We start from the raw sequence: 22,276 nt of genomic DNA, 5'->3' as shown, positions 1-22,276 counted from the left end.
TAGCAACAACCAGATTCCTGCCTCCGCAGGAATGACCAAGAAGAGGGCTGATCCATATAAGAACCAAACCCTCAACAGTTCAATGTTGTATGTTCCTTGCTCAATGTTCGATATTCATCACCCGCTTCCACCCATCAGTGGCTCGTTGAAGGCACGGATGCTGGAGTTGGGCAGTCCTTCCGGGTAGGAATCTTTCACCATTTGCAGGGCATCAATCACCATTTCGAGGTGCATCTCTTTGGAGTTTTGGTAGAACGATTGAGCGGCGTCCGTGAGCTTAGGTTTGCCGTGCAAGGGTTTATCACTCACACAAAGAAGGGTGGCGTGTGGAATGCGATACCGGAATCCGTTCGTTGCTACAGTAGATGACTCCATATCAATAGCCACACTGCGGCTCATATGAATTTCTTCCACCGTTTTAGCCTTCGAGAATTCCCAGTTTCGGTTGGCGGTGGTGTAAACGGTCCCGATCCGGTGGTTCATATCATGCTGATCAAGCACTTCTTTCAGATAACGGTTCAGGATATAATTCGGGGAAATCGGAATCCCGATGGGGAATAAGTCATCCAAAACACGGTCGGCACGGTAGTACCCATTTGCGAGCACAAAGTCGCCGATATCCTGGTGGTTCCGGAGTCCGCCGCAGTGACCCACCATCACCATGGCATCAGGTCGAAGCACCCCCACATGATCGGTAATGGTTTTAGCATTGGAAGGCCCCACGCCAATGTTGATGAGCGTAAGCCCTGAATTATTGTCCATCTTGTGATGATAGGCCGGCATTTGTACGCCCTCTCGTTCCGGTTTAACACAATCGGGGAACTTGTCGAGGAATACTTCCACATGCATATCGTAGTTGGTAAACAGGATATATCGTTGAAAATCGGCGGGTTTAGTTCCGGTGTAATGCCGAAGGCGGTCGAGTGAAATATCGATGCGCTCAGCCCGAAACAAAAACAATTTCTTTTGGGTGATGTCCCAGTCACTTTCATCCAGGTTGTCAAAAAGATCCGGGTTGTTCATGGGCAGTGCTTCCCGCGAAGGTTTCACAAAAACGGTGGCTCCATTAGTTACCAGGCGTTCAATTTCGCGCTTCAGATACCAGCGGTAAGCTTTGGGTTGAGCAAGCTCTCCGTCGATAACCGGGTTATGTTTGCTCCAGATTCTCTCCACAATCATCTGGGGATATTTGCCCGAATCGTAAATTTCTTCCATCAGGTCACACGCTTTATCAATAGCTTTTTTAAGTTCTGCCTCCGAGGAAAACTGATCTTTAACTAATTTGAGCGTATCTGACATATGAGTAGTGGTGATTTTACATTTACAATTGAACCGTGGGTTACCACAGATGAAGAGGTCAAATATACGACGAATATCTTCAAACTTTTGAGTCGTACGATGAAAATCGAGTCTGAAGATCATTCGGCTGAATTTTCGATTCTGAAAGCTCCCGATTGGATCAACGTAATCCCGCTTACCCCGGATGATGAAATCGTGTTGGTGGAGCAATACCGGTATGGAATTGAACAGCCTACGCTGGAATTACCCGGTGGAATGGTAGATCCCGGAGAGTCACCCTTGGAGACATCAAAGAGAGAGCTGCTGGAAGAAACCGGCTATGCAGGTGATGAGTGTATTAACTTAGGGCGGGTGAGTTCGAACCCGGCAATTTTTACCAATTACACCCATACTTACCTGATCAAAAACTGCAAAAAAGTTCAGGAACAACAGCTGGATGGTAATGAACGCATTAATGTACATGTAATGCCGCTGGATGATTTTTTAGAACTTGTGAGCCGGGGAGCAGTGCATCACTCGCTGGTAGTGGCGGCCGTGGCTAAGTTCTTGTTGTGGCGTCGGTGATCACAGATTGCTCAGATTGAGGGATCTTCACAGATTTTTCGTGACATACAATAGCTTTGATATCTTCTTTAACTACAATTCTAAACAACGAGTTTTTCTACTTGTTGAAGGAGAAAACAAAAGAGGGCGGAAAAATCTGCGGAATCCCTCAATCACCAAATCTGTGATCCACTGAACGATTCTCGCTCAAAATGTAGTTATCCCAACCCAACCGAAAAACTAACCAAATATCACATTCATGATTGAGGCAGGAGCAAAAGCAGATTTTGATTTCACCGTTAAAGCGGTGCATAATGGAGAGGAAAAAGAAATTAACTTCAACGAATTACTGGATAAGCCGACTATCGTTTCGGTATATATGAAGAACAACACCAGTGGTTGCGACCGGCAGACTAAAGACTTAGCCGACGAATCATCCTGGTTTAAAAAACATGGTTATAATCTGATGGCCATCAGTAAAGATACCTGTGGTTCTCACAAGCGATATGCCAAGAAGCAGGGCATAGACTTTACACTGGTATCTGACCCGGATTATAAGTTTGCTGAAGCCACAGATTCCATCGTTGAGAAAAAGATGTTTGGGAATGAGTATGAGGCTCCTTCACGTTCGGCCTTTGTTATTGATACAGATGGTACTATTTTGGGCACTGTTGAAAAAGTGAATACCAAAGACCACGCTGGAGAGCTAAAAGAGCTGGTCGAAAGTTTGAAATAATTATCCTTATTGCATGAAAAGCCTTGTCATTGTAGAGTCCCCTACAAAAACGAAAACGATTAAAAAATACCTGCCCAAAGGGTACGTAGTGGACTCCTCTATGGGTCACATCCGTGATCTTCCTTCCTCAGCTAAAGAAATTCCCGCCAAATATAAAAAAGAGAGCTGGTCGAATTTAGGAATTAATGTAGATGATCGTTTTGATCCTTTATATGTGGTTCCTTCTTCCAAAAAGAAAGTGGTTACCAAGCTCAAAAAGTTATTGAAAGATGCGGATGAGCTCATTCTCGCAACGGATGAAGACCGGGAAGGAGAGGCTATTTCATGGCATCTGATGGAAGTGCTGAAGCCTAAGATTCCGGTAAAACGAATGGCGTTTCGGGAGATTACCAAAGAGGCTGTTCTGAACGCACTGGAAAATACACGGGATATTGACATGAACCTGGTGCATGCCCAGGAAACCAGAAGAATCCTGGACCGGCTGGCTGGTTATACCGTTTCACCTTTGTTGTGGAAAAAGATTTCTCCCGGACTTTCAGCCGGACGTGTACAATCGGTGTCTGTTGAGTTTTTGGTTGAGCGCGAACGCGAACGCATGAAGTTTAAAAGCGCTACCTATTATGATTTGAAAGCACAGCTTCATAAAGAGGGAGAGAATGACAAGTTTGATGCAGACCTGACTCACCTCAACGAAAAGCGCCTCGCCAGCGGAAAAGACTTTGATGAGAACACCGGCAAGCTGAAGAAGCCGGATTCGGTAGTTCTGCTGGATGAAGATAAGGCATCGGCTTTGGTTGATGACCTGAAGTCTGCAAGCTGGTCGGTGATTAATGTGGATGTGAAAACACAGAAGCGAAATCCGGCGCCTCCGTTTATAACGTCAACCCTGCAGCAGGAAGCCAACCGTAAGTTTGGATTCTCTGCACGAGACACCATGAGTGTTGCTCAGAAGCTGTATGAAAAAGGATTTATCACTTACATGCGTACGGATTCTACCCGGCTATCAGGTCAGGCCATTGGTGCTGCCCGTGATGCGGTGACCGAAGAATATGGCGAAGATTACCTGTTTGAGCGCGTGCGGAATTACAACAAGAAAGGGAAGTCGGCACAGGAAGCTCACGAAGCGATTCGCCCGTCAGGCTCCCGTTTTGTGAAGCCGGATAAAGCCGGGTTGCGGGACCGTGAGTTTAAGCTTTACGACCTGATCTGGAAGCGAACCATTGCTACACAGATGGCTGAAGCTGAACTTGAGTTCACAAACGTTACCATTCGGGCAACCAATAATGGAACCGATGCGGACTTCCGTGCGGGTGGAAAGAAAATTCTTTTCCCGGGATATTTTCGGGCATATGTAGAAGGAAGTGATGATCCGGAAGCGGCACTGGAAAACCAGGAAAAATTCCTTCCGGCTATGACTGAAGGTGATGCAACTGCTCTGGATGACCTGAACTTTGTGAGCCACGAAACCAAGCCTCCTGCACGATTTACGGAGGCAACGCTGGTTAAGGAATTGGAGAAAAGAGGAGTAGGTCGCCCGAGTACCTACGCTTCTATTATCAGTACCATCCAGGATCGTGGGTATGCCAAGAGCGAAGGCAAAACGCTGATTCCGACTTTCACCGCCTTTGCTGTTTCATCCCTCTTAGAAAAACATTTCCCGGACTTGGTTGACAGTGATTTTACTTCCGAGCTGGAAGATAAGCTGGATGCGGTAGCTACAGGAAATCAGGACCCGGTGAAATACCTCGAAGATTTTTATAGCGGTGAGAATGGCCTCAAAGCCAAAGTGGATACGCAGGAAGACAAGATTGATCCGCAGGAAGCTAAGCTACTTGATTTGCCCCTGGAAGGTTTAGAGGGCATCAAAGTTGCGGTGGGCCGATTTGGGCCTTACGCCCGCATGGAGAAAAACGGGGAAGAAGTAACTACTTCGCTCCCCAACGATATGGACCCAAGCGATATCTCATCAGAAAAGCTGGAAGAGCTGATTAAGATTTCTGAGGAACAGGACAAACCCATTGGTGAAGATCCTGAAACCGGGGAACCCATATTCCTGCTTTCCGGCCGATACGGTCCTTACGTGCAGCGCGGTGAAGTAACCGAGGAAAACAAAAAGCCGAAGCGTGTTTCTCTGCTGAAGGGAATGGAACCTAAAGACGTAGATCTTGATCTGGCATTGCAACTGCTTGAATTACCACGGCCACTCGGTAAGCACCCTGAAGACGATAAAGTAGTGAAAGCTGGTGTGGGACGTTACGGCCCTTTTGTAGTGCATGACGGCAAATTTAAGTCCATTCCAAAATCAGACAGCGTACTGGATATTGAGTTGGATCGGGCGGTGGAGCTCCTCAATCAAAAATCTAAATCCCGCCGCGGAAGTAATGAGATTAAAGACTTGGGCAAGCATCCGGAAACCGACAAGCAGGTTCGGGTGATGACCGGGCGGTATGGTCCATATATTAAGCATGGAAAGAAGAACATCAGCCTTCCCAAAGGGGAAACTCCTGAAGACTTCACCATGGACAAAGCGGTTGACCTGATTAAGGAAAAAGGGTAGTAGCTGAAAGAACATTGAATAGTCAATAATGAATATTCAATGTGGAAGTGGCTTTGAAATTTTTTTTGTAGATTTCTTACCGATGCTGTCAAACCAAATAGACAGGAAACAGGTACATGCAAAAACGAAGCGATTTTTACTTCAGGTATCCTCCTAACATTGGAGAATTAGATCTCGCCACTATGGTGAATATGTTTCGTACCCGGGGCGAGCCGCGCAAAGCCGGACCCGGTCAACATTTTGCCTGTGCAATGAGCGGTCATTTGCTTCGTGAAGCCAAGTCCTGGTTTGGGCTGTACTACTCTCAAAAAACCTGGGACAATCTGCTGACCAAAGGCAGCGAAGGATTCCCTCTCACCGATGTTGAACTTAACGTGCTCGGCCTGGTATATGTAAGTGAAGACGAGCCGCCCCATCGCGAATATGTCGAAAAGAATTCCGGCGTAACTGAAAAACTGGCTTACCTGATTGTCAACGATTTGCGCCAGTTTGGTTTCCTGGATGAAGATGACAGCGGTTTTCTCCGAATCCCACCCCGTGGTGAGAAAGCCCTGCACGGAATTGCACGCCGCATCTATGAAAAACGGTTCATGCCTGAAATGCTCAAAACCTTCACCCCAACTGAAGAACCCCAGATAGAGCAAGCCCAAAAAGAAGACCGCGAGCAAACGAGTTTGTTTTAAACCACTACTTGTAAAGAGTTATCACCTCTTCTTTACTCTCCTCTTTGATTCATTATATTCCGCAAGCACATCAATTAACACGGGATATTATGAAACGTTTATTCGGATATACACTGACACTTTTATTAACCCTGACTTTTACAGCTGAACTCTTTGCTCAGGGAACGCAACTTTTGCGTGAGCCTACTATTTCAGAAAACAGTATCGTTTTTGTTCATGCCAATGATCTTTGGAAGGTGAATAAAACCGGTGGCGATGCGGTTCGTCTTACCAGCAACATCGGGGGAGAGTCGAACCCGCATTTTTCACCGGACGGAAACATGATTGCATTTACCGGAGAGTATGATGGCAACTCCGATGTATTTGTAATTCCTGCCGAAGGTGGTTCTCCTAAACGACTCACCTGGCATCCTGTTGATGATGTGGTAACGGGCTGGACGCCGGATGGGGAAATTCTGTTTCGTTCAACCCGAACGGCTCATCCCACACAACTAAACCGCATTTGGAAAGTGAGTACGGAAGGTGAAATGCCGGAAGTGCTGCCTGTTCCGCGGGCCGCAACCGGGGAAATGTCGGCCGATGGGAAATACCTGGCCTATAATCCCATCACGTTTTGGGATCCTGAATGGAGAAATTACCGGGGCGGACAAGCGCAGCCTATCTGGATTGTGAGTCTGGATAAATACGACTTAATCCAAACTCCAAGAACCGATAACGAACGTCATACCGACCCGGTTTGGTATGATGGTTCTGTGTTTTATTTATCCGAAAGGGATTTCGCAAATAACATCTGGTCCTTCAACCCGGAATCCGGTGAAGAAAAACAATGGACGTTTCACTCTGACTTTGACGCCAAAAGCCTGGATGCCGGTTTTGATATGATTGTGTATGAACAAGGTGGGTATCTGCATTTGCTGAACCCCGAAAACGGAGAAACCGAACAGCTCGAAATTCATGTTGCCGGAGACATGAACTGGGGTCGACCGCGCTGGGAAGAACCCAATGCCTATTCGCTGGATAATGCGGCTATTTCCCCAACCGGTAAACGAGCGGTTTTTCAGTTTCGGGGAGAGATTATTACGGTTCCAAAAGAAAACGGAACGTGGAGAAACCTGAGTAACTCATCGGCAAGTGCAGAGCGCTATCCAATTTGGTCGCCTGATGGTAGTCGGGTAGCCTGGTTCTCCGATCAAAGTGGAGAGTATACGCTGATGATTGGTGATCAATATGGCCTGGAAGAACCGAAGTCAATATCACTCCCAAACCCCACATTCTATTTTCGGCCGGACTGGTCGCCCGATGGTAAATACGTAGCCTATACCGATACCGATTATAATCTCTGGTATGTGAATGTAGAATCCGGAGAAGCCAAAAAAGTAGATACCGATGGATATGCACATCCTAACCGAACCATGAACCCGGTTTGGTCGCCCGACAGTAAGTGGATTGCCTACGTCAAAATTTTGGACAATCAATTTAAGGCAGTGAAGGTACACAATGTGAAATCCGGGAAAACACATCAACTGACTGACGGGATGTCGGATACAATCACACCGGTATGGAGTGAAGATGGAAAATACCTCTATTTCCTCGCCAGCACCGATTATGGATTAAATACCGGCTGGCTGGATATGAGTTCCTACAACATGCCGGTAACCCGTGCCTTGTATATGATTGTGTTATCGGATAACGAGCCTTCTCCACTTCTTCCTAAAAGCGATGACGAAGAAATTTCTGAAGAAGGGAGTTCCTCCGATGAAAGCGGAGAGGTAGAAGTGGTAATCGATTTGGAAGGAATTGATGAACGTACTTTGGCTGTGGATATCCCCCAACGAAATTATACCGGACTGATGCCGGGACCGGGCGGAGATGTATTTTATATGGAGTTGGTGGAAAATGAAGGAACCCGGCTTCACAAATACAGCCTGGATGATCGAAAAGGAAGTTTGTTCATGGCTAACTTCAATGAAGGTGTAGTTTCTCAGGACCGTAAGAGTTTGCTTTACAGAAGTGGCGGAGCTTGGGGAATTGTCGGTACCGATGGCAGTGAAAAGAAAGCCGGTGAAGGCAGTTTGAGCATCTCAGATATTAAGATAAAAGTAGATCCTCAGGAAGAGTTTGTTCAAATATTCCGGGATGGCTGGCGGTTTATGCGAGATTTTCTATACGTTGATAATATGCACGGAGCACCCTGGAAAGACATATATGAATGGTATGCTCCCTGGGTAGAACATGCTAAACATCGCTCTGACCTCAATTATGTGCTGGATATAATGAGCGGTGAAGTCGCCGTAGGTCATTCCTATGTAGCCGGAGGAGATTATCCCGATCTTGAAGAAGTACAAGCCGGGTTATTAGGAGCGGATGTATCTCATCAAAATGGTGCCTATCGCATCGATAAGATATATACCGGCGAAAGCTGGAATCCCGACCTGAGGGCACCTCTTTCAGGTCCGGGTATAGACGTGAATGAAGGAGATTATATACTTGCCGTAAATGGAAAAGAAATTTCAGCGGAAGAGAATTTCTACAAACCTTTTGAAGGAACCGCTAATCGTCAGGTTCAGTTGTTAGTCAATGATCGGCCTCGAACGGAAGGAGCTCGTCTGGTAACGGTAGTTCCGGTTTCCGGTGAATATGGCCTGAGAACACGTGCCTGGATAGAAGGTAACAGACGCAAGGTAGATGAAATGTCAGCTGGAAAGCTGGCCTATGTATGGGTGCCAAATACCGGTGGTAGCGGCTACGAATATTTTAACAGATACTATTTTGCCCAACAGGATAAGCTGGGTGCGGTAATAGACGAACGAAATAACGGAGGAGGTTCAGCAGCTGATTACATGGTTAATGTTATGGAGCGTGAGCTGCATGGCTTTTTTAACAGTAAGGCCGGCGATCGCAAGCCGTTCACTACACCGGGAGCCGGTATCTGGGGACCAAAAGTAATGGTGATCAACGAGCGAGCCGGCTCGGGGGGAGACCTGCTTCCATACTTATTCCGTAAGATGGAAATCGGTCCTTTAGTTGGGGCTAAAACCTGGGGCGGATTGGTAGGAACGTGGGATACTCCACCGTTTGTAGATGGCGGCCGATTCGTAGCTCCCCGTGGTGGTTTCTATAACATGGACGGAGAATGGGCCGTGGAAGGAGAAGGCATTGATCCGGATATAGAAGTGATGCAAACACCTAAAGAGGTTATAAACGGACACGACCCACAGCTGGAAGCAGCCATCAACGAAGCGATGCGACTTCTTCAGAATTACGATAACCCCATCATCCCAACACCTGAAGACCCTGTAAGATGGAAGCGACCTGAGAGGGCTTCGGGGGATAACTAATACAAATAACAGATCAATTCCTTATGTCAAAGCCCGGTAACCGACCTCACCTTCCCGAGAACCGGGCTTTGTTTTGAGGGGGAACCTGATTACTGATGAAGGCTTTAAAAAAGAGTCCTCCTCTTTTTGAAGGAGGAGACAGAGGAGGTCGAAGATGGATGAGACGGAATAAAATGCCTTATCTCAACTCGCTCTGACGCTCTGCGTCGGAGCGAAATTCTACAGCATAATCAAATACGTCAGCTTAACTACGGCGGCCTGACTGTTCATGATCACATCTTTTCGGGGATCAAAAAGCGTTTCATTATCTCCGGTAAGGTGGTAGGAGGTGTTGAATACGAGAAACAGGTCACTGCCCGGAGTGTGAATCCAGTCGATGCGAATGTTGGCTTGAAGATCACGGGAGAAATTGTCGTACTGAATAAGGGCTTTGGCGAATAACTTGCGACTTACAGCTCCGAGTATGGAAGTGGAAACGGTGGTAGCATCAAACTCGCCGTTAGGTATAGGTAGGTCGATCATGGAGTGGCTCAGGCGTCCTTCAATGTGAAGATGCTTGGATTGCCGGAACCCGATGCTGCCTTCCAAATCAGTGCGGTTTCCATGATAGAACTGTCCCGTGCTGGCTTCAACGGTGCCGAACACGCGTTTACTTTCATCGGTAACCCCGCGAATGCCTATTGAATTAAAGGTATAATCCCCGGCGGGAATGATGGCATTCTGCCGTATCGGAAAATCTGCAAATAGTCGTTCAAATTGTTGATTTCCGCTGATTCGGATACTTTGCCGGCTGGCAAACTCAGCGGTAGCAGACCCGCTAAGTTGGGTGGTTCGTTTAACACCATCCTGCCCCTCAATGTAGTTGTAGGAAGTTCCAAAATTGAACCTGCGCAGCGAAGGCAGAGCATTAAATTCTACCGTAGGGTTATAACCAAGATTCCCGGAATATTGCCTCATGTTGCGGCGCCGTACAAAACCGAGGGCCGGGTTGTAGTTTTCTCCCACATTGGTGTAGGACAGTCCGCCTGAATAGGTTTCATTCTGCAGCTGAAGGCTTCCGTGGCCCGCTGCATCGTTAAGGGCATCGGTATCATCCCAAACCTTGGTGTACCAGGCGTTAAACTCGCTGGAGCTCCAGAATCGGTACTTGGTATCAAAACCGAGGGCGCGGTTATATCCATTTGGTGACTCAACGTTTGTGATGATGGTGCCTACGGTAGCTCGTGGAAATACGTTGGTTCTGATTCGGGCAACCGTGTTATTTGTAGATTGGCTGCCAAAAACATCTCCCATCTCATTTCCGGTTTCGATATTCATGGCGCCAACGGAAAAACGCCCCAACTGCCCGGTCATGCGGGCACCGGTCAGGATATCATTGGTGAGGCCGATTCGGCGTGAGAAAAAAGTTTGTGTGGAACGGGTATTTCCGTGTTCAAAAAGTCCGGCGCGTTCAAGAAAGAATTCCCGTTTTTCCGGAAAGAATAGATTAAAACGGGAGAGGTTTAACTGTACATTATCGGCTTCAACCTGGGCAAAATCTGTGTTAACGGTCAGGTCGAGGGTTAGGTTAGACGTGATGCCCCATTTCATATCCCCACCGATATCGTAGGTATATTCAACGTCGGTTTGTTCATTCTGAAGATCTGGCCGGACTTCCTGTGCCCCGGAAATCACATAGGGCTTAATCTCGATATTATTTCCCCGGCGGATGTTCTTAATTCCTTTCAGGGTTCCATATTGAGAGACAGCCGCCAGCGTGCCAAAAGCTCCAAAATTACCTCCATATTCCATCCCGATGGCCGGCCATAGTACCCGCTCGTTTTTGCGGTTGATCATCCGGGAAATCATAAGTCCAAACTCGAGTTCTTCTCCCTCCGGAAACCGAAGCTGTCGGAACGGAATAGAGACTTCCATGGTCCAGCCTTCATCATCAATTTTTGTTTCGCTTATAAATACGGCATTCCAGGAAAAGCTGTCATAGCTGATGCTTTCATCGGTAATCAGGGCATCATCCTGAGTGCCCAGTGCATTCATTTCAAACAGATAAGCATTTCGTCCATCCCGGTAGGTGTCGATGCCGATGTATGCGTGGTCATCGCGGTTATTTCGACCTCCGCGTTCCAGATTCTTGGCGCGGATTAATTCCGGGTTATCATCATAAAAGCGGAAAGCGAAGTACAGGTGGTCGCGGTCGTAAGCAACTTTTACTTCCGAATCTTCTGTTGCTGAGGCACCATCGTTAGGCCAAACCTGAGTAAAGTTGGTGATGGGAGGGATGTTTTCCCAAACTTCATCATCCAGGTTACCATCGATGTAAGGAGCTTCTTCAGCAAAAACGGCGGTTACTTCATTGTTGGTTGGCGGGGGAACCAACTCATCCGGTGTTTGCCCCAGAACATGTCCGTTTCCAATTCCACATAATACAGATATAGTAAGTGCTGATAATATCGATCTCATTCCGACCCGGTTATTTATTTGTAACTCGTTGAGCGAGAGCCGGAACTTAATAATTAATCTTTACAGCCGGACGGTGAAAATGTTAAAATAAGAAACGGAGTTTATGTTACATGCTATGCCGTTTCCTAAGTCTTGTTTTCCTTTATAGACTTAGCAACCTGTTGTGCCACCCGTTCATCAAATGGACTGGGGATGATTTTATCAGCTGAGAGATCATCCACACAATCAGCAATGGCTTTGGCTGCGGTGATAAACATTTTAGTAGTCAGGTTGGTGGTCCGTGCATCCAGGGCTCCGCGAAAAATTCCGGGGAAAGCCAGAACGTTGTTAATTTGATTGGGGAAGTCAGATCGCCCTGTTGCAACGATAGCAGCACCGGCGGCTTTAGCGTCTTCGGGCATAATCTCCGGGATGGGGTTCGACATCGCAAAAATCATCGGGTCCTTATTCATGGTTTTCACCATATCCTGTGTTAATACACCCGGCACCGAAACTCCTATAAATGCATCGCTGCCTGAAATGGCATCTTTCAACTGTCCGGTTCGATGGCCTTTATTGGTAATTTCAGCCATACGCTTCTTGGTGTCATTTAAGTCGGTCCGTTCTTTATGGATGATGCCCCGGCTGTCGCACATTACTACGTCTTTTACTCCCGCTTCAAACAGCAGGTTTACAATTGCCACTCCGGCTGCACCGGAACCATTCACCACCACATAGAGATCTTCCAGCTTCTTGCCGGTGAGTCGCATGGCGTTATACATACCAGCCAGGGTCACAATGGCCGTTCCGTGCTGGTCGTCATGAAAAACCGGGATATTTAATTCCTCTTTGAGGCGTCGTTCAATTTCAAAACACCGGGGTGCTGAAATATCTTCAAGGTTAATACCACCAAATCCGGGAGCGATCATTTTCACCGTTTGTACAATTTGGTCGGTATCCTGCGTGTCAAGCACGATGGGGAAAGCATCTACATTGGCGAACTTTTTAAACAGCACCGACTTTCCTTCCATAACCGGCAGGGAGGCTTCCGGCCCGATATTCCCCAACCCAAGAACGGCAGAACCATCGCTGACCACCGCCACCATATTTCCTTTAGCGGTGTAGCTGTATGCTTTTTCTTTATCGTCTGCTATTTCTTCGCAGGGCTTTGCCACTCCGGGCGTATAAGCAATGCTGAGGTCATCTTTGGTCTCCAGAGGCATTTTAGGTTCAATAGAGATTTTTCCTTTATGCTTTTGATGGGCTTCAATAGCTAACTTCGCGTAGTCTTTTTTAGACATGTGGTTTTGTTTCAGGTAAGAATTTTATCAAATAAAAAAGGTGTCGCACTTGGGTACGACACCTTAAAGTTAAAGTCAGAATTAATCGTTCAGCATCGCTGATACATCAAAAGAATTGTTTTCCCGGTTGATGTCAGCCAGTCGCTGAGAAGGATCTATGGTGATTGTTTTAATGGAAGAAGCGGCTTCGTTGATGGTCATGGTATAGCTTGGTTCAACCCACGGCCAGTCTTTCAGTACCGTTCGCTTCATATCCATTTCGTTAGGCTTTTCGCCACGCATCACGCGCAATGGGATGTAAAATAATTCACGGCTTCCATCTTCATATTCAACTACAACATCGAGCGGCATCGGCATTAAGTCGATGCGTTCAATTTTAACGGACGTTCTATTCTCATTCCCGATTACAGAAGTAATGCCATAGTCGATGGTCTTGGTGGTTTGAACAAAATATTCATAATACCAATCCAGGATCATGCCGGATTCTTTTTCCATGATACTGAGGAAGTCGAGCGCCGTTGGATGCTTCATCTTCCATTCTTTATGGTAATTCAGCATTCCATTTCGGAAATCTTCCTTCCCAATGATGTATTCCATTTGCCCCAGGAATACGGCTCCTTTGGAGTAAGCAGCCCGACCATAGGCAAAATTGGTTTCATAGTGATCGGCATGAGTGGTCATAGGTTCTTCCAGGCCTGATTCTACCAGTGAGTAATAGCCACGATATGAACCGGCATACGGGAAATCAGCATTTTGATTGAACAGGTGATCCATAGTTTCAGCGGAAGCATAGCTGGTAAAGCCTTCATCCATCCATTCTAACAAGCTTTCGTTGGTGGCCAGCACATTCTGGAACCAACTGTGATACATCTCGTGTACCATCACGCCCACCAGGCTGCCGAGGCTTCTGCCACCGGTAATCAGTGTTCCCATGGGGTATTCCATGCCACCATCACCGCCTTGGAGGTTGGTGTATTGCGGATAAGGATACTCTCCGAAGTTTTCATTCGCATATTGTACAGCCCGAACGGTATAATCCACAAGTTGCTCCCAGTTTTGGGTGTATTGCGCATTTTGTTCATCGGAAGCTCCTTCAACCACAGCAGGCTGCTGATACAAGAAGTGAAGTTTGGGTCCGTTGGGAACCTGAGCAGTAACGTGTTTGAAATCGGGATCGGCTCCCCAGAAAAAGTCGATGACATTTTCAGCTTTGAAATGCCAGGTCATTTTATCGCCTCGGGGTCGGTTTACTTCAGCACCTTCCTCTTCGTATCCATATCCAATTTCATTAGGGTTTTGAAGAACACCGGTTCCGCCTAACACATAGTCTTTATCGATGGAAATCTTGACATCAAAATCACCAAAAACGCCATGGAACTCACGTCCAACATAAGGATTTGGATGCCATCCCTGAAAATCATACTCAGCCAGTTTAGGGTACCACTGACTCATTGAGAATTCTACACCTTCGGCATTATTCCACCCGGATCGGCGAATTTGAAGAGGCACCTGTGCATCCCATTCCATTTTGAAAGTGGTGGAAGCTCCGGGTTGAATCGGCTTATTCAGTTCCACAACTAATATTGTGCCGTCTGTTTCGTATTCAACCGGTTTGCCATCCTGTGTAAGAGAATTAACCCGCTGGTAACCAATTTGATCTTCGGATAATCCTGCAATTCGATCACCCACTCTTCGATCCGGATCTTCAATCGTGCGGGAGCGAACGTCCATCATACTACCCGGCTGAAAAGCGTTGAAATACAGGTGATAATAAACCCGATCTAATACATCGGGGGAGTTGTTGGTATAAACCAGAGTTTGCTTACCGGAATACTGGTGGCTTTCAGCATCCACGTCAATTTCCATGGTATAATCAACATGCTGCTGCCAGTAGGTGCGGTGTTGGGCGTTAAGGGTCGAAAAGGCCAACAAAGTGACCAGAAAAAAAGATGTTAACTGTTTCATGCTTGGTGGTTGGGTTAATTCAAAATGAAAAATTTAAAATTAGGATCGCTGTTACGCTAATTTAAAATTTTGAATTTTTCATTCTTAATTTCTTTTAAAAACTGTTACGGCTGGCGAAGGCACGGCTTAGGGTTGCCTCATCAATAAACTCGAGTTCGGTTCCCATCGGGATGCCGTAGGCGATACGGGTCACATCAACCTCATAGTTCTTTAGAAGTTTGTTAATGTAATAAGAAGTTGCTTCTCCTTCAGCATCAGGGTTCAGTGCCAGAATTACTTCATTAATTTGATCATCTTCTCCCACTCGCTTCAATAGCTCCTGAATCCGCAGTTTATCCGGGCCGATGTTATCCATGGGGGAAATTACCCCGCCCAGCACGTGATACCGGCCTCTGAACTCATTCGATTTTTCGATGATATAGACATCATTGAATTCCTCAACCACACAAATGGCGGACGGATCTCTTTTAGGATTATCACAGATTTTACAGGGATCGGAGTCACTCACATTTCCACAAACGGAGCAGCGGGTAACTTTTTCTTTCAGATCTACAATGGCCTGAGCCAATTTTTGAGCATACTCATCATTCTGTTTCAATAAATGAATAGCAATGCGCTGGGCTGATTTTCGTCCCGTTCCCGGGAGCTTGGCGAGCTGCTCAATAGCCCGCTCCAAATATTCTGAGGTTATCTGCATTTAGGGAATTATAAATGAGAAATTATGAATGTTGAATGCGTTCTTCGCCATTCAGCATTCATAATCCATAATTTCCAATTTCTTATAGTCCAAATTTTGACATATCCATTCCGGGAATTCCGCCGCCGGGGATCATGCCTTTATACATTTCCTGCATTTTTTCTTTAGAGGCTTCTTCGGCTTTTTCAAGAGCCTTGTTTACGCCAGCTACAATCAGGTCTTCCAGCATTTCCTTATCCTGCGGGTCAACCACATCGTCATCCATTTCGATAGATACGATTTGTTTGTTGCCATTGGCTTTTACCTTCACCATTCCGCCACCGGCTTCGGCTTCCACAATCACGTCTTGTAAGCCTTCCTGGGCTTCCTGCATTTTGGATTGCATTTCCTGAATTTTGCCAAACATATCGGCCATATTGAAGTTGCTCATAATTCTGAATTGGATTTAAAATTTATTTTAGCTGTCAGGCTTCAGCTTTCAGCCATCAGCATAATTGGACTGAGAGCTGAAAGCTGCAACCTGATAGCTATCTAATACTCAAGTTCGGCCCCGAAAATCTCAACGATATCACGGATAATGGGGTCTTTTTGTTGTATTTGTTTGAAGCGTTCATACACGCTCATTGGTTTTTCGCGTTCCTGCTGCTCACCAACCGACACATTAAAACGCAGCAATGCCCCCACACATTCCTTTAACTTCTTCTGGAGTTCGGATTTCTGCTCATCCAGCATTTTTTGGGCAAACTGATTATCACACTCCAAAAACAGCTCAGATCCTTTCAGTTTTACTACTTTTACCCGTTCCATTTGCAGGTGCAGCAACATAGGGAAATCGCCTTTCAGAGAGTCCAGATATTCCGGCCAGGAGTTTTGGATGTATTCAAGAGTGAGTTTTTCCGGGGCTTTTTTAGGCTCTTTTGGAGAAGGCTTTGAGGGCGACTCAGCAGCTCCGTTTGGGGTAGATGCTTTCTTTGAAGCAGCCGCCGTTTTTCTGGAAAGACTGGTCATCAGTGCCGGGGTGCCAATATCAAAATCGTCGTCTTCCTCTATCGGTTCCGGCTCAGGTTCTTCATAATTAGCTTCCCCGGCTTCAAACTCTTCTTCCGGTTCCTCCTGAGGATCTTCCTCTTGAACATCCTCATTCTTGGGTTCTTCGGTCTCCGGTTTCTGAGGTTCATCTTGTTCAACCTGATGTCCGTTGGAAGAAGATTCCGGATTTTGTGCAGACTCAGGCTCAGTTTCTTTTTGGGTTGAACCGTTTTGAGAAGAGCTTACGAAGTTACCGGAGTTTTTTTTTAACTCCTCCAAACCGGCCAATAACTCGGAAAGCTGCTCAGATCGCTTCATGTGAATCAGCTTCAACAAGGTGATTTCAAACTGAATACGTGGCTGACTCGCATCTTTCAACTTAATCTGAGCTTCGCTAATGATATGCAGCATCCGCATTAAATCATCCCGGGAAAAATCCTTGGCCGTTTGCTGATACCGTTTCTTGGTTTCTTCGGAAGCCTCAACCAAATAGAGCTGTGCCGACTCTTGGGCGATGTATAAATTTCGCAGGTGTTCAGTCAGTCCAATCAGGTATTCCTGAATGTCGTACCCTTCCTGCAATAAGGTGTTGATGAGTTCCAGTCCTTTGTCGGCATCATGTTCTTTCACACAATCCATAAACTGAAACAGGCGGTCGGTACCCACCACATTCAGTGCCTGCAGCAATTCGTCGTGGGTGATAGTGTCTCCGCAAAAAGCGATTGCCTGATCCATTAGTCCAAGAGCATCACGAAGCGCTCCATCGGCTTTTTTGGCAATTACGTGTAGGGATTCTTCATCTATGGAAATGTCTTCATCCAGGGAAATCTTACGAAGGCGCTGCACGATTTCATCCACGGAAATCCGCTTAAAATCAAATCGCTGAACACGAGACAGGATGGTAGGCAGCACCTTGTGAGGTTCGGTAGTCGCAAAGATAAAGATGGCGTGTTCTGGCGGTTCTTCCAGCGTTTTTAGCAGCGCATTAAAAGCTGCTTTACTGAGCATATGAACTTCATCCACAATAAAAACTTTGTAGCGGCCATTTTGAGGAGGAATACGAACGCTTTCCCGAAGGTGATGAACGTCATCAACCTTGTTGTTGGAAGCCGCATCCATCTCCACGATGTTGAGCGTCTGGTTCAGCGATTCGCCATCAATGCTGGTGTCAATTTCGTTAATCGTTCGGGCAAGCACACGCGCCATAGTGGTTTTCCCAACACCTCGGGGACCGCAAAACATATAGGCATGAGACAGCCTGTTTTGCTTAATGGCATTCTTGATGGTATTGCTCACATGCTCTTGCGAGACAATATCCTCAAAGGTATGCGGTCGATATTTTCGGGTAAGTGCGCGGTACGTTTCTGACATTCTCAAAGGTCGCTTTGACTCTGCGACAATGTACAAAATGATCGACTAAAAATTAGGTGGAATTGTTGAATCATTTCGTGTCTTATAAAGACCATCCGCTTAGGTTACTGAACCTGAAAACTATCCCCTTCGGTAAGCAGTTTAAAGTTCACTCCGCTGTTTTTGGGTTGCTGCATGGCTTTGGCAAAATCATTTTCGGGGTCTTTCATGCCATCGTCGGCGAGGGGAAAGGTGCCGAAGTGCATACCAAAGGAAATTTCAGCTCCAACATCTTTATGGATTTGGATGGCTTCTTCCGGGTTTACATGCATCGGCTTCATAAACCAGCGGGGTTTGTAGGCGCCAATAGGAATCAGGCCAACTTTTATATCCGGATGGTTCTCCCCGATACTGGTGAAAAAGTCTCCATAACCGGTATCTCCGGCAAAGTACACGCTGCCTGAGGGAGTGTCGATTACATAACCAGACCAAAGGGTTTTATCCCGGTCAAATAAACCGCGTGCTGAAAAATGCTGCGCCTGAACGGAGTGAACAGTAATGTCGCTGTCGATAGGCTGATCTTCTTCCCAATCCAATGGAATGGTATTTTGAATACCTTCCTGATTCAGGTAAACATCGACACCAAGCGGAACAATCACCCGTGGTTCAAACTTTTCATTCAGCTTCTTCAGGGTGCTGATATCCAAGTGATCATAATGATTATGACTGATAATGATCAGGTCGATGGGCGGAAGGTCTTCGAACCGGACTCCGGGTGGGCGAAATCTTTTTGGGCCTGTAAACGACATCGGGCTTACCCGCTTACTCCAAACAGGGTCAGTGAGAATATTGACCCCAGCTGTTTGAATCAGGAACGTAGAGTGATTGACATAGGTGATTTTCAAGCCTGATGTGACATTATCATCAGGGCGCTCTGCAAAGGTGATTTCTTCTTCAGGAACTTCATTCCACTCCCCCTGGTCCCGTTGGAAATACCACTTCATCACATCGAAAAAGTCTTTGGTTGGTACATTACCGGGATTCTCAAAGGTAGTCCCATTGAAATGGTCCGATTCCGGTCCCTGATACCCGGGTTTGGAAACCGCCCAGCCGACAATGGTTATAAACAAGGAGGCGGTAATCAGAAGGCCGGCAATCCAGAGCATTATTTTCTTAAATAGGTTCATGGCAGTAATAAGTGATTCTCCGGATGATAACTTTAATTACCCGAAATAAATTTCAGAACGGTTCCGCTTACTTCAAATGTTTTTCAAAGAATTCATAAATGCGGCGGTATTCGTCATACCAGGCATCTTCATCCCGGAAGCTGTGTCGCTCGGTTGGGTACATCATCATCTCGAATTCTTCATTTCCGCTTTGGATGAGGATCTCAATGTAATGCACGGCATCCTGGAAACCTACATTATCATCAATCAACCCATGTAACAGTATAACCGGTTGTTCCAGCGAATCTGCATAGGTGATGGGCGAGCTACGGGCGTAATTCTCGGGATTGTCTTCCGGAGTTCCTAATCTCGGCAGGGTGTACCAGGGGTTGGCGTAATAATAATTTTCCCAGTTGGTGACCGACCGCAATCCGGCTGCTGCGTCAAAGTGTTCAGGAGAAACGCCCACCGCATATAGCGCCATGAAGCCGCCGTAACTACCGCCATAAATTCCTACGCGCGAGGTATCAGCTTTGTCATAATTATCAGCCAGGAATGCGAGTCCGTCTTCGATGTCTTCGGTTTCGTATTTGCCCATCCAGTTGGTGACGTCTTCGCGGAATTTACGTCCGTATCCGGTGCTGTGCCGGTAATCCACTTCAATCACATAATACCCCTGCAGGGTTAAATATTGATGAAACATATACTCCCGCCAGTAATTATTTGACCAGCCTTTGTACACGTTTTGAAGTGATCCGGCACCGTGTACAAAAACTACCACCGGGTTGCCGTCCGGATTTCTTTTGGCCGGTTTCAATACCGACATAGACAGCCGTGTTTCTCCATCGCGACCGTTAAATCGCAAATAATCCTCTTGCTGCCAGTCATATTCATAAAAAGAATCGAGAACGGTGTTGGTAAGCTGAGTTTCTCTTTGGGGGATCATGGTATCTACCACGTACAAATCGAAGGGCTCGTTGAAATAGGTTTTTTCATACACCACATACCGACGGTCGTGGCTGATTTCGAAATCTCTTCGGTAGCCTTCTTCGGTGGTGAGCTTAGTTGGCAGGTTGGTGATGATGTCCAGCTTGTATAGCTGTCGTTCGCCGGGATCCATTTCAGAAGTGGCCATAACAATGGTCCGCTCATCAAGCCAGGTAGCCCACGGGATGTCATATTCCCCAAACGTATGCTGCTCAAATCCGGTGCCGTCCGGGTTAACGGTGTAGATATGATTCCAGCCGTCCTGCTCACTTTGGAACATCAGCCGATCGGTAATGGGGGCAAATTCCATGTTGGTGTTGTACATCCAGCCTTCTGTTTCATCCTCAAAAAGCGTCTTAGCCTCCAGTGTGTTCACGTTATACACGGTGATGGTTCGGTTTTTCATGGCAGGATCCAGGTAGTCGATGGCGAGATGTTTTCCTGATGAACTTACATCCGTATCCAGGTATCCTTTATGGGTGAAAATGATTTCAACATCTCCGGAATCAACACCGGCAATAGATACAATTCGGGTTGGGATGCCGCGGCCATCACCTCCGGGCTCTACGAAGGTGTCCGCGTATTCGGGAAAGAACACCTCCCGGTAATCTGAACGGTCTGTCTGAGTAATCACTAATTTGTTGCCGGCCCAATGTTCCACATTATATCCGGGTCTGTCTTCTTTACGGTTGGTAATTTGCTTCATAAAAGCCTGTTCAACCCCGGAAACCCAGACGTCTCCGTTCTGAACAAAAGCAAAGCGTGAGCCATCGGCACTCCAAACGGGATCGTAATCAAAACCTTTTGAGGCCACAATTACTCGTTCATTCTCGAAGCTTTTATCCGCCAGCACAAGGTCTCCGTCTTTGGTGTAAAGGACGTGATTACCATTGGGTGACAGCTCATAATTTCGGATTACATTATCCTCGGCCTTCTGCTGATTTTTCCCACTTAATCCAACACGGAAGAGATCGGTATCTGAAGTGGCCGAGTCGCTCCAGGTGTAATAGATGGTTTTGCCATCCGGTGAGAAATGAGAAAAGGACGGACGGGCACCGGGAATAAACGGCTCATGAAAGATGTCTTTGAATTCCAGTTGTTCAGGAAACTGCCGGGCATCGAGGTCAGCACCAAAAAGTAACAGAACGAGTGTAAATGAAATCAGTTTTTTCATGGATAAATCGGTGTTAAGAATGAAGCCTGAGAATAAAAACTTTGACGGAGAAAAATTGCAAAAATTGGTTTATGTGCATTATTCTTAGTTAATGGGGATCATGATTTTCAGGGTGTTGGGATTGTCGGAATTTTTTTGGTTGTGTTCAGCCTGTAACTCAGCCCTGAAGGGCATACTTGTTTACCGGAAGACATTATGGGTGTGTTTGAACTTCATTTATAGTACCGATGTATTGCATTACATAAGCAAGTGGATTGATTCTTTTTGGTATAGCAGTTATGGAGTCTCCTTTCCTTCAAAAAAGGGAAGGAACAAGGATGGGTTTGTTAGCGAAGGTTTATATTGTGAGTGGTTTTGAACCATGATTTTTAGGATGTAAGGATTGTCGGAATTTTTTGGTTGTGTTCAGCCTGTAACTCAGCCCTGAAGGGCATGCTTGTTAACCGGAAGATATTATGGGTGTGTTAGAACTTCATTTATAGCACCGATGTATTGCACTACATAAGCAATTGGTTTGATTCTTTTTGGCATAGCAGCTATGGAGTCTCCTTCCCTTCAAAAAAGGGAAGGAACAAGGATGGGTTAGCCAACGAAGGGCACATTTTTGATAACCGGCATTGAACCATGATTTGCAGGATTGAAGGATGGCCTTGATGTCTATTTTGGTGCGCAAGCTAAAACCCTGCCGTCACTAAATATGTTGAGATGACAGAATAGTGTAAACATCCATCAATATTCAGCATTTCAGGAAGTGTGGAGAGACTTATCTTGAATAAAATTCAAAAACCAATGCTATGAAGACAATCACTATAAATATATCAGGAATGGGATGCAGCGGATGTGTAAACACCGTTGAATCTGCACTGCAATCATTAGAAGGAGTTGGGTCTGTAAACGTGGAACTCGATAAGGAAACGGCTGAGGTCTCATATGATGATTCCCGTGTTCAGCTGACCGATTTCGAAAAAGCTATCGATGACTCCGGCTATTCAATGAAAGGAGTGAAAGGATAACC

At 46.3% G+C, this 22,276-nt stretch carries 15 protein-coding genes; 6 read left to right on the top strand and 9 right to left on the bottom strand.

Going from position 1 to position 22,276, the window contains the following annotated elements:
- Positions 1-117: 117 nt before the first annotated feature.
- Positions 118-1,299 carry a phosphorylase family protein gene (locus NM125_RS05900; protein ID WP_255133747.1) on the bottom strand — a complete coding sequence of 394 codons (1,182 nt, stop codon included), beginning with the start codon at positions 1,297-1,299 and terminating at the stop codon, positions 118-120.
- A 99-nt stretch (positions 1,300-1,398) separates the two neighbouring features.
- Here NM125_RS05900 and NM125_RS05895 point away from each other — a divergent pair, with 99 nt between their 5' ends.
- The 5 genes from NM125_RS05895 to NM125_RS05875 all read left to right on the top strand — a co-directional run bounded on the left by NM125_RS05895 (position 1,399) and on the right by NM125_RS05875 (position 9,156).
- Positions 1,399-1,863: an NUDIX hydrolase gene (locus tag NM125_RS05895; protein ID WP_255133744.1), complete on the top strand. Its 465-nt coding sequence runs from the start codon at positions 1,399-1,401 to the stop codon at positions 1,861-1,863.
- Between the two features lie 238 nt (positions 1,864-2,101).
- A complete protein-coding gene (locus tag NM125_RS05890) occupies positions 2,102-2,578 on the top strand; it encodes a peroxiredoxin (protein WP_255133742.1) in 477 nt (158 codons plus the stop codon).
- 13 nt (positions 2,579-2,591) lie between these two features.
- Positions 2,592-5,135 (top strand): type I DNA topoisomerase, encoded by a 2,544-nt coding sequence (gene topA / locus NM125_RS05885; protein WP_255133740.1) that lies wholly within the window; start codon positions 2,592-2,594, stop codon positions 5,133-5,135.
- Between the two features lie 116 nt (positions 5,136-5,251).
- Positions 5,252-5,818 carry a hypothetical protein gene (locus NM125_RS05880; RefSeq protein WP_255133738.1) on the top strand — a complete coding sequence of 189 codons (567 nt, stop codon included), beginning with the start codon at positions 5,252-5,254 and terminating at the stop codon, positions 5,816-5,818.
- Between the two features lie 89 nt (positions 5,819-5,907).
- The gene (locus NM125_RS05875) at positions 5,908-9,156 is read left to right on the top strand and encodes a S41 family peptidase (RefSeq protein WP_255133736.1); all 3,249 of its coding nucleotides are present in this window, start codon (positions 5,908-5,910) and stop codon (positions 9,154-9,156) included.
- Between the two features lie 219 nt (positions 9,157-9,375).
- On the opposite strand, the gene NM125_RS05870 is transcribed toward NM125_RS05875, so the two are convergent.
- The 8 genes from NM125_RS05870 to NM125_RS05835 form a co-directional block, all read right to left on the bottom strand.
- Complete coding sequence (locus tag NM125_RS05870) at positions 9,376-11,613, bottom strand: carbohydrate binding family 9 domain-containing protein (RefSeq protein ID WP_255133734.1); 2,238 nt, start codon at positions 11,611-11,613, stop codon at positions 9,376-9,378.
- Between the two features lie 125 nt (positions 11,614-11,738).
- On the bottom strand, positions 11,739-12,893 hold the full coding sequence (locus tag NM125_RS05865) for an NAD(P)-dependent malic enzyme (protein ID WP_255133732.1): 1,155 nt from the start codon (positions 12,891-12,893) through the stop codon (positions 11,739-11,741).
- Positions 12,894-12,974: 81 nt separating this feature from the next.
- Positions 12,975-14,858 (bottom strand): M1 family metallopeptidase, encoded by a 1,884-nt coding sequence (locus tag NM125_RS05860; protein WP_255133730.1) that lies wholly within the window; start codon positions 14,856-14,858, stop codon positions 12,975-12,977.
- Between the two features lie 94 nt (positions 14,859-14,952).
- Positions 14,953-15,555 (bottom strand): recombination mediator RecR, encoded by a 603-nt coding sequence (recR, locus tag NM125_RS05855; protein WP_255133728.1) that lies wholly within the window; start codon positions 15,553-15,555, stop codon positions 14,953-14,955.
- An 82-nt stretch (positions 15,556-15,637) separates the two neighbouring features.
- Positions 15,638-15,985, bottom strand: a complete 348-nt coding sequence (locus tag NM125_RS05850) for a YbaB/EbfC family nucleoid-associated protein (RefSeq protein WP_255133726.1) — start codon at positions 15,983-15,985, stop codon at positions 15,638-15,640.
- Positions 15,986-16,086: 101 nt separating this feature from the next.
- A complete protein-coding gene (gene dnaX, locus NM125_RS05845; RefSeq protein WP_255133724.1) occupies positions 16,087-17,955 on the bottom strand; it encodes a DNA polymerase III subunit gamma/tau in 1,869 nt (622 codons plus the stop codon).
- 104 nt (positions 17,956-18,059) lie between these two features.
- The gene (locus tag NM125_RS05840) at positions 18,060-19,121 is read right to left on the bottom strand and encodes an MBL fold metallo-hydrolase (protein WP_255133722.1); all 1,062 of its coding nucleotides are present in this window, start codon (positions 19,119-19,121) and stop codon (positions 18,060-18,062) included.
- A gap of 67 nt (positions 19,122-19,188) precedes the next feature.
- Positions 19,189-21,261 carry a S9 family peptidase gene (locus tag NM125_RS05835; protein ID WP_255133720.1) on the bottom strand — a complete coding sequence of 691 codons (2,073 nt, stop codon included), beginning with the start codon at positions 21,259-21,261 and terminating at the stop codon, positions 19,189-19,191.
- Between the two features lie 794 nt (positions 21,262-22,055).
- Here NM125_RS05835 and NM125_RS05830 point away from each other — a divergent pair.
- Positions 22,056-22,274: a heavy-metal-associated domain-containing protein gene (locus NM125_RS05830; protein ID WP_255133719.1), complete on the top strand. Its 219-nt coding sequence runs from the start codon at positions 22,056-22,058 to the stop codon at positions 22,272-22,274.
- The last annotated feature ends 2 nt before the right edge of the window (positions 22,275-22,276 follow it).

The sequence above is a fragment of the Gracilimonas sediminicola genome (genome assembly GCF_024320785.1).
GTDB classification, from domain to species: domain Bacteria; phylum Bacteroidota; class Rhodothermia; order Balneolales; family Balneolaceae; genus Gracilimonas; species Gracilimonas sediminicola.
The sequence above is the reverse complement of the archived record's forward strand: the minus strand, read 5'-3'. Positions and strand labels throughout refer to the sequence as shown.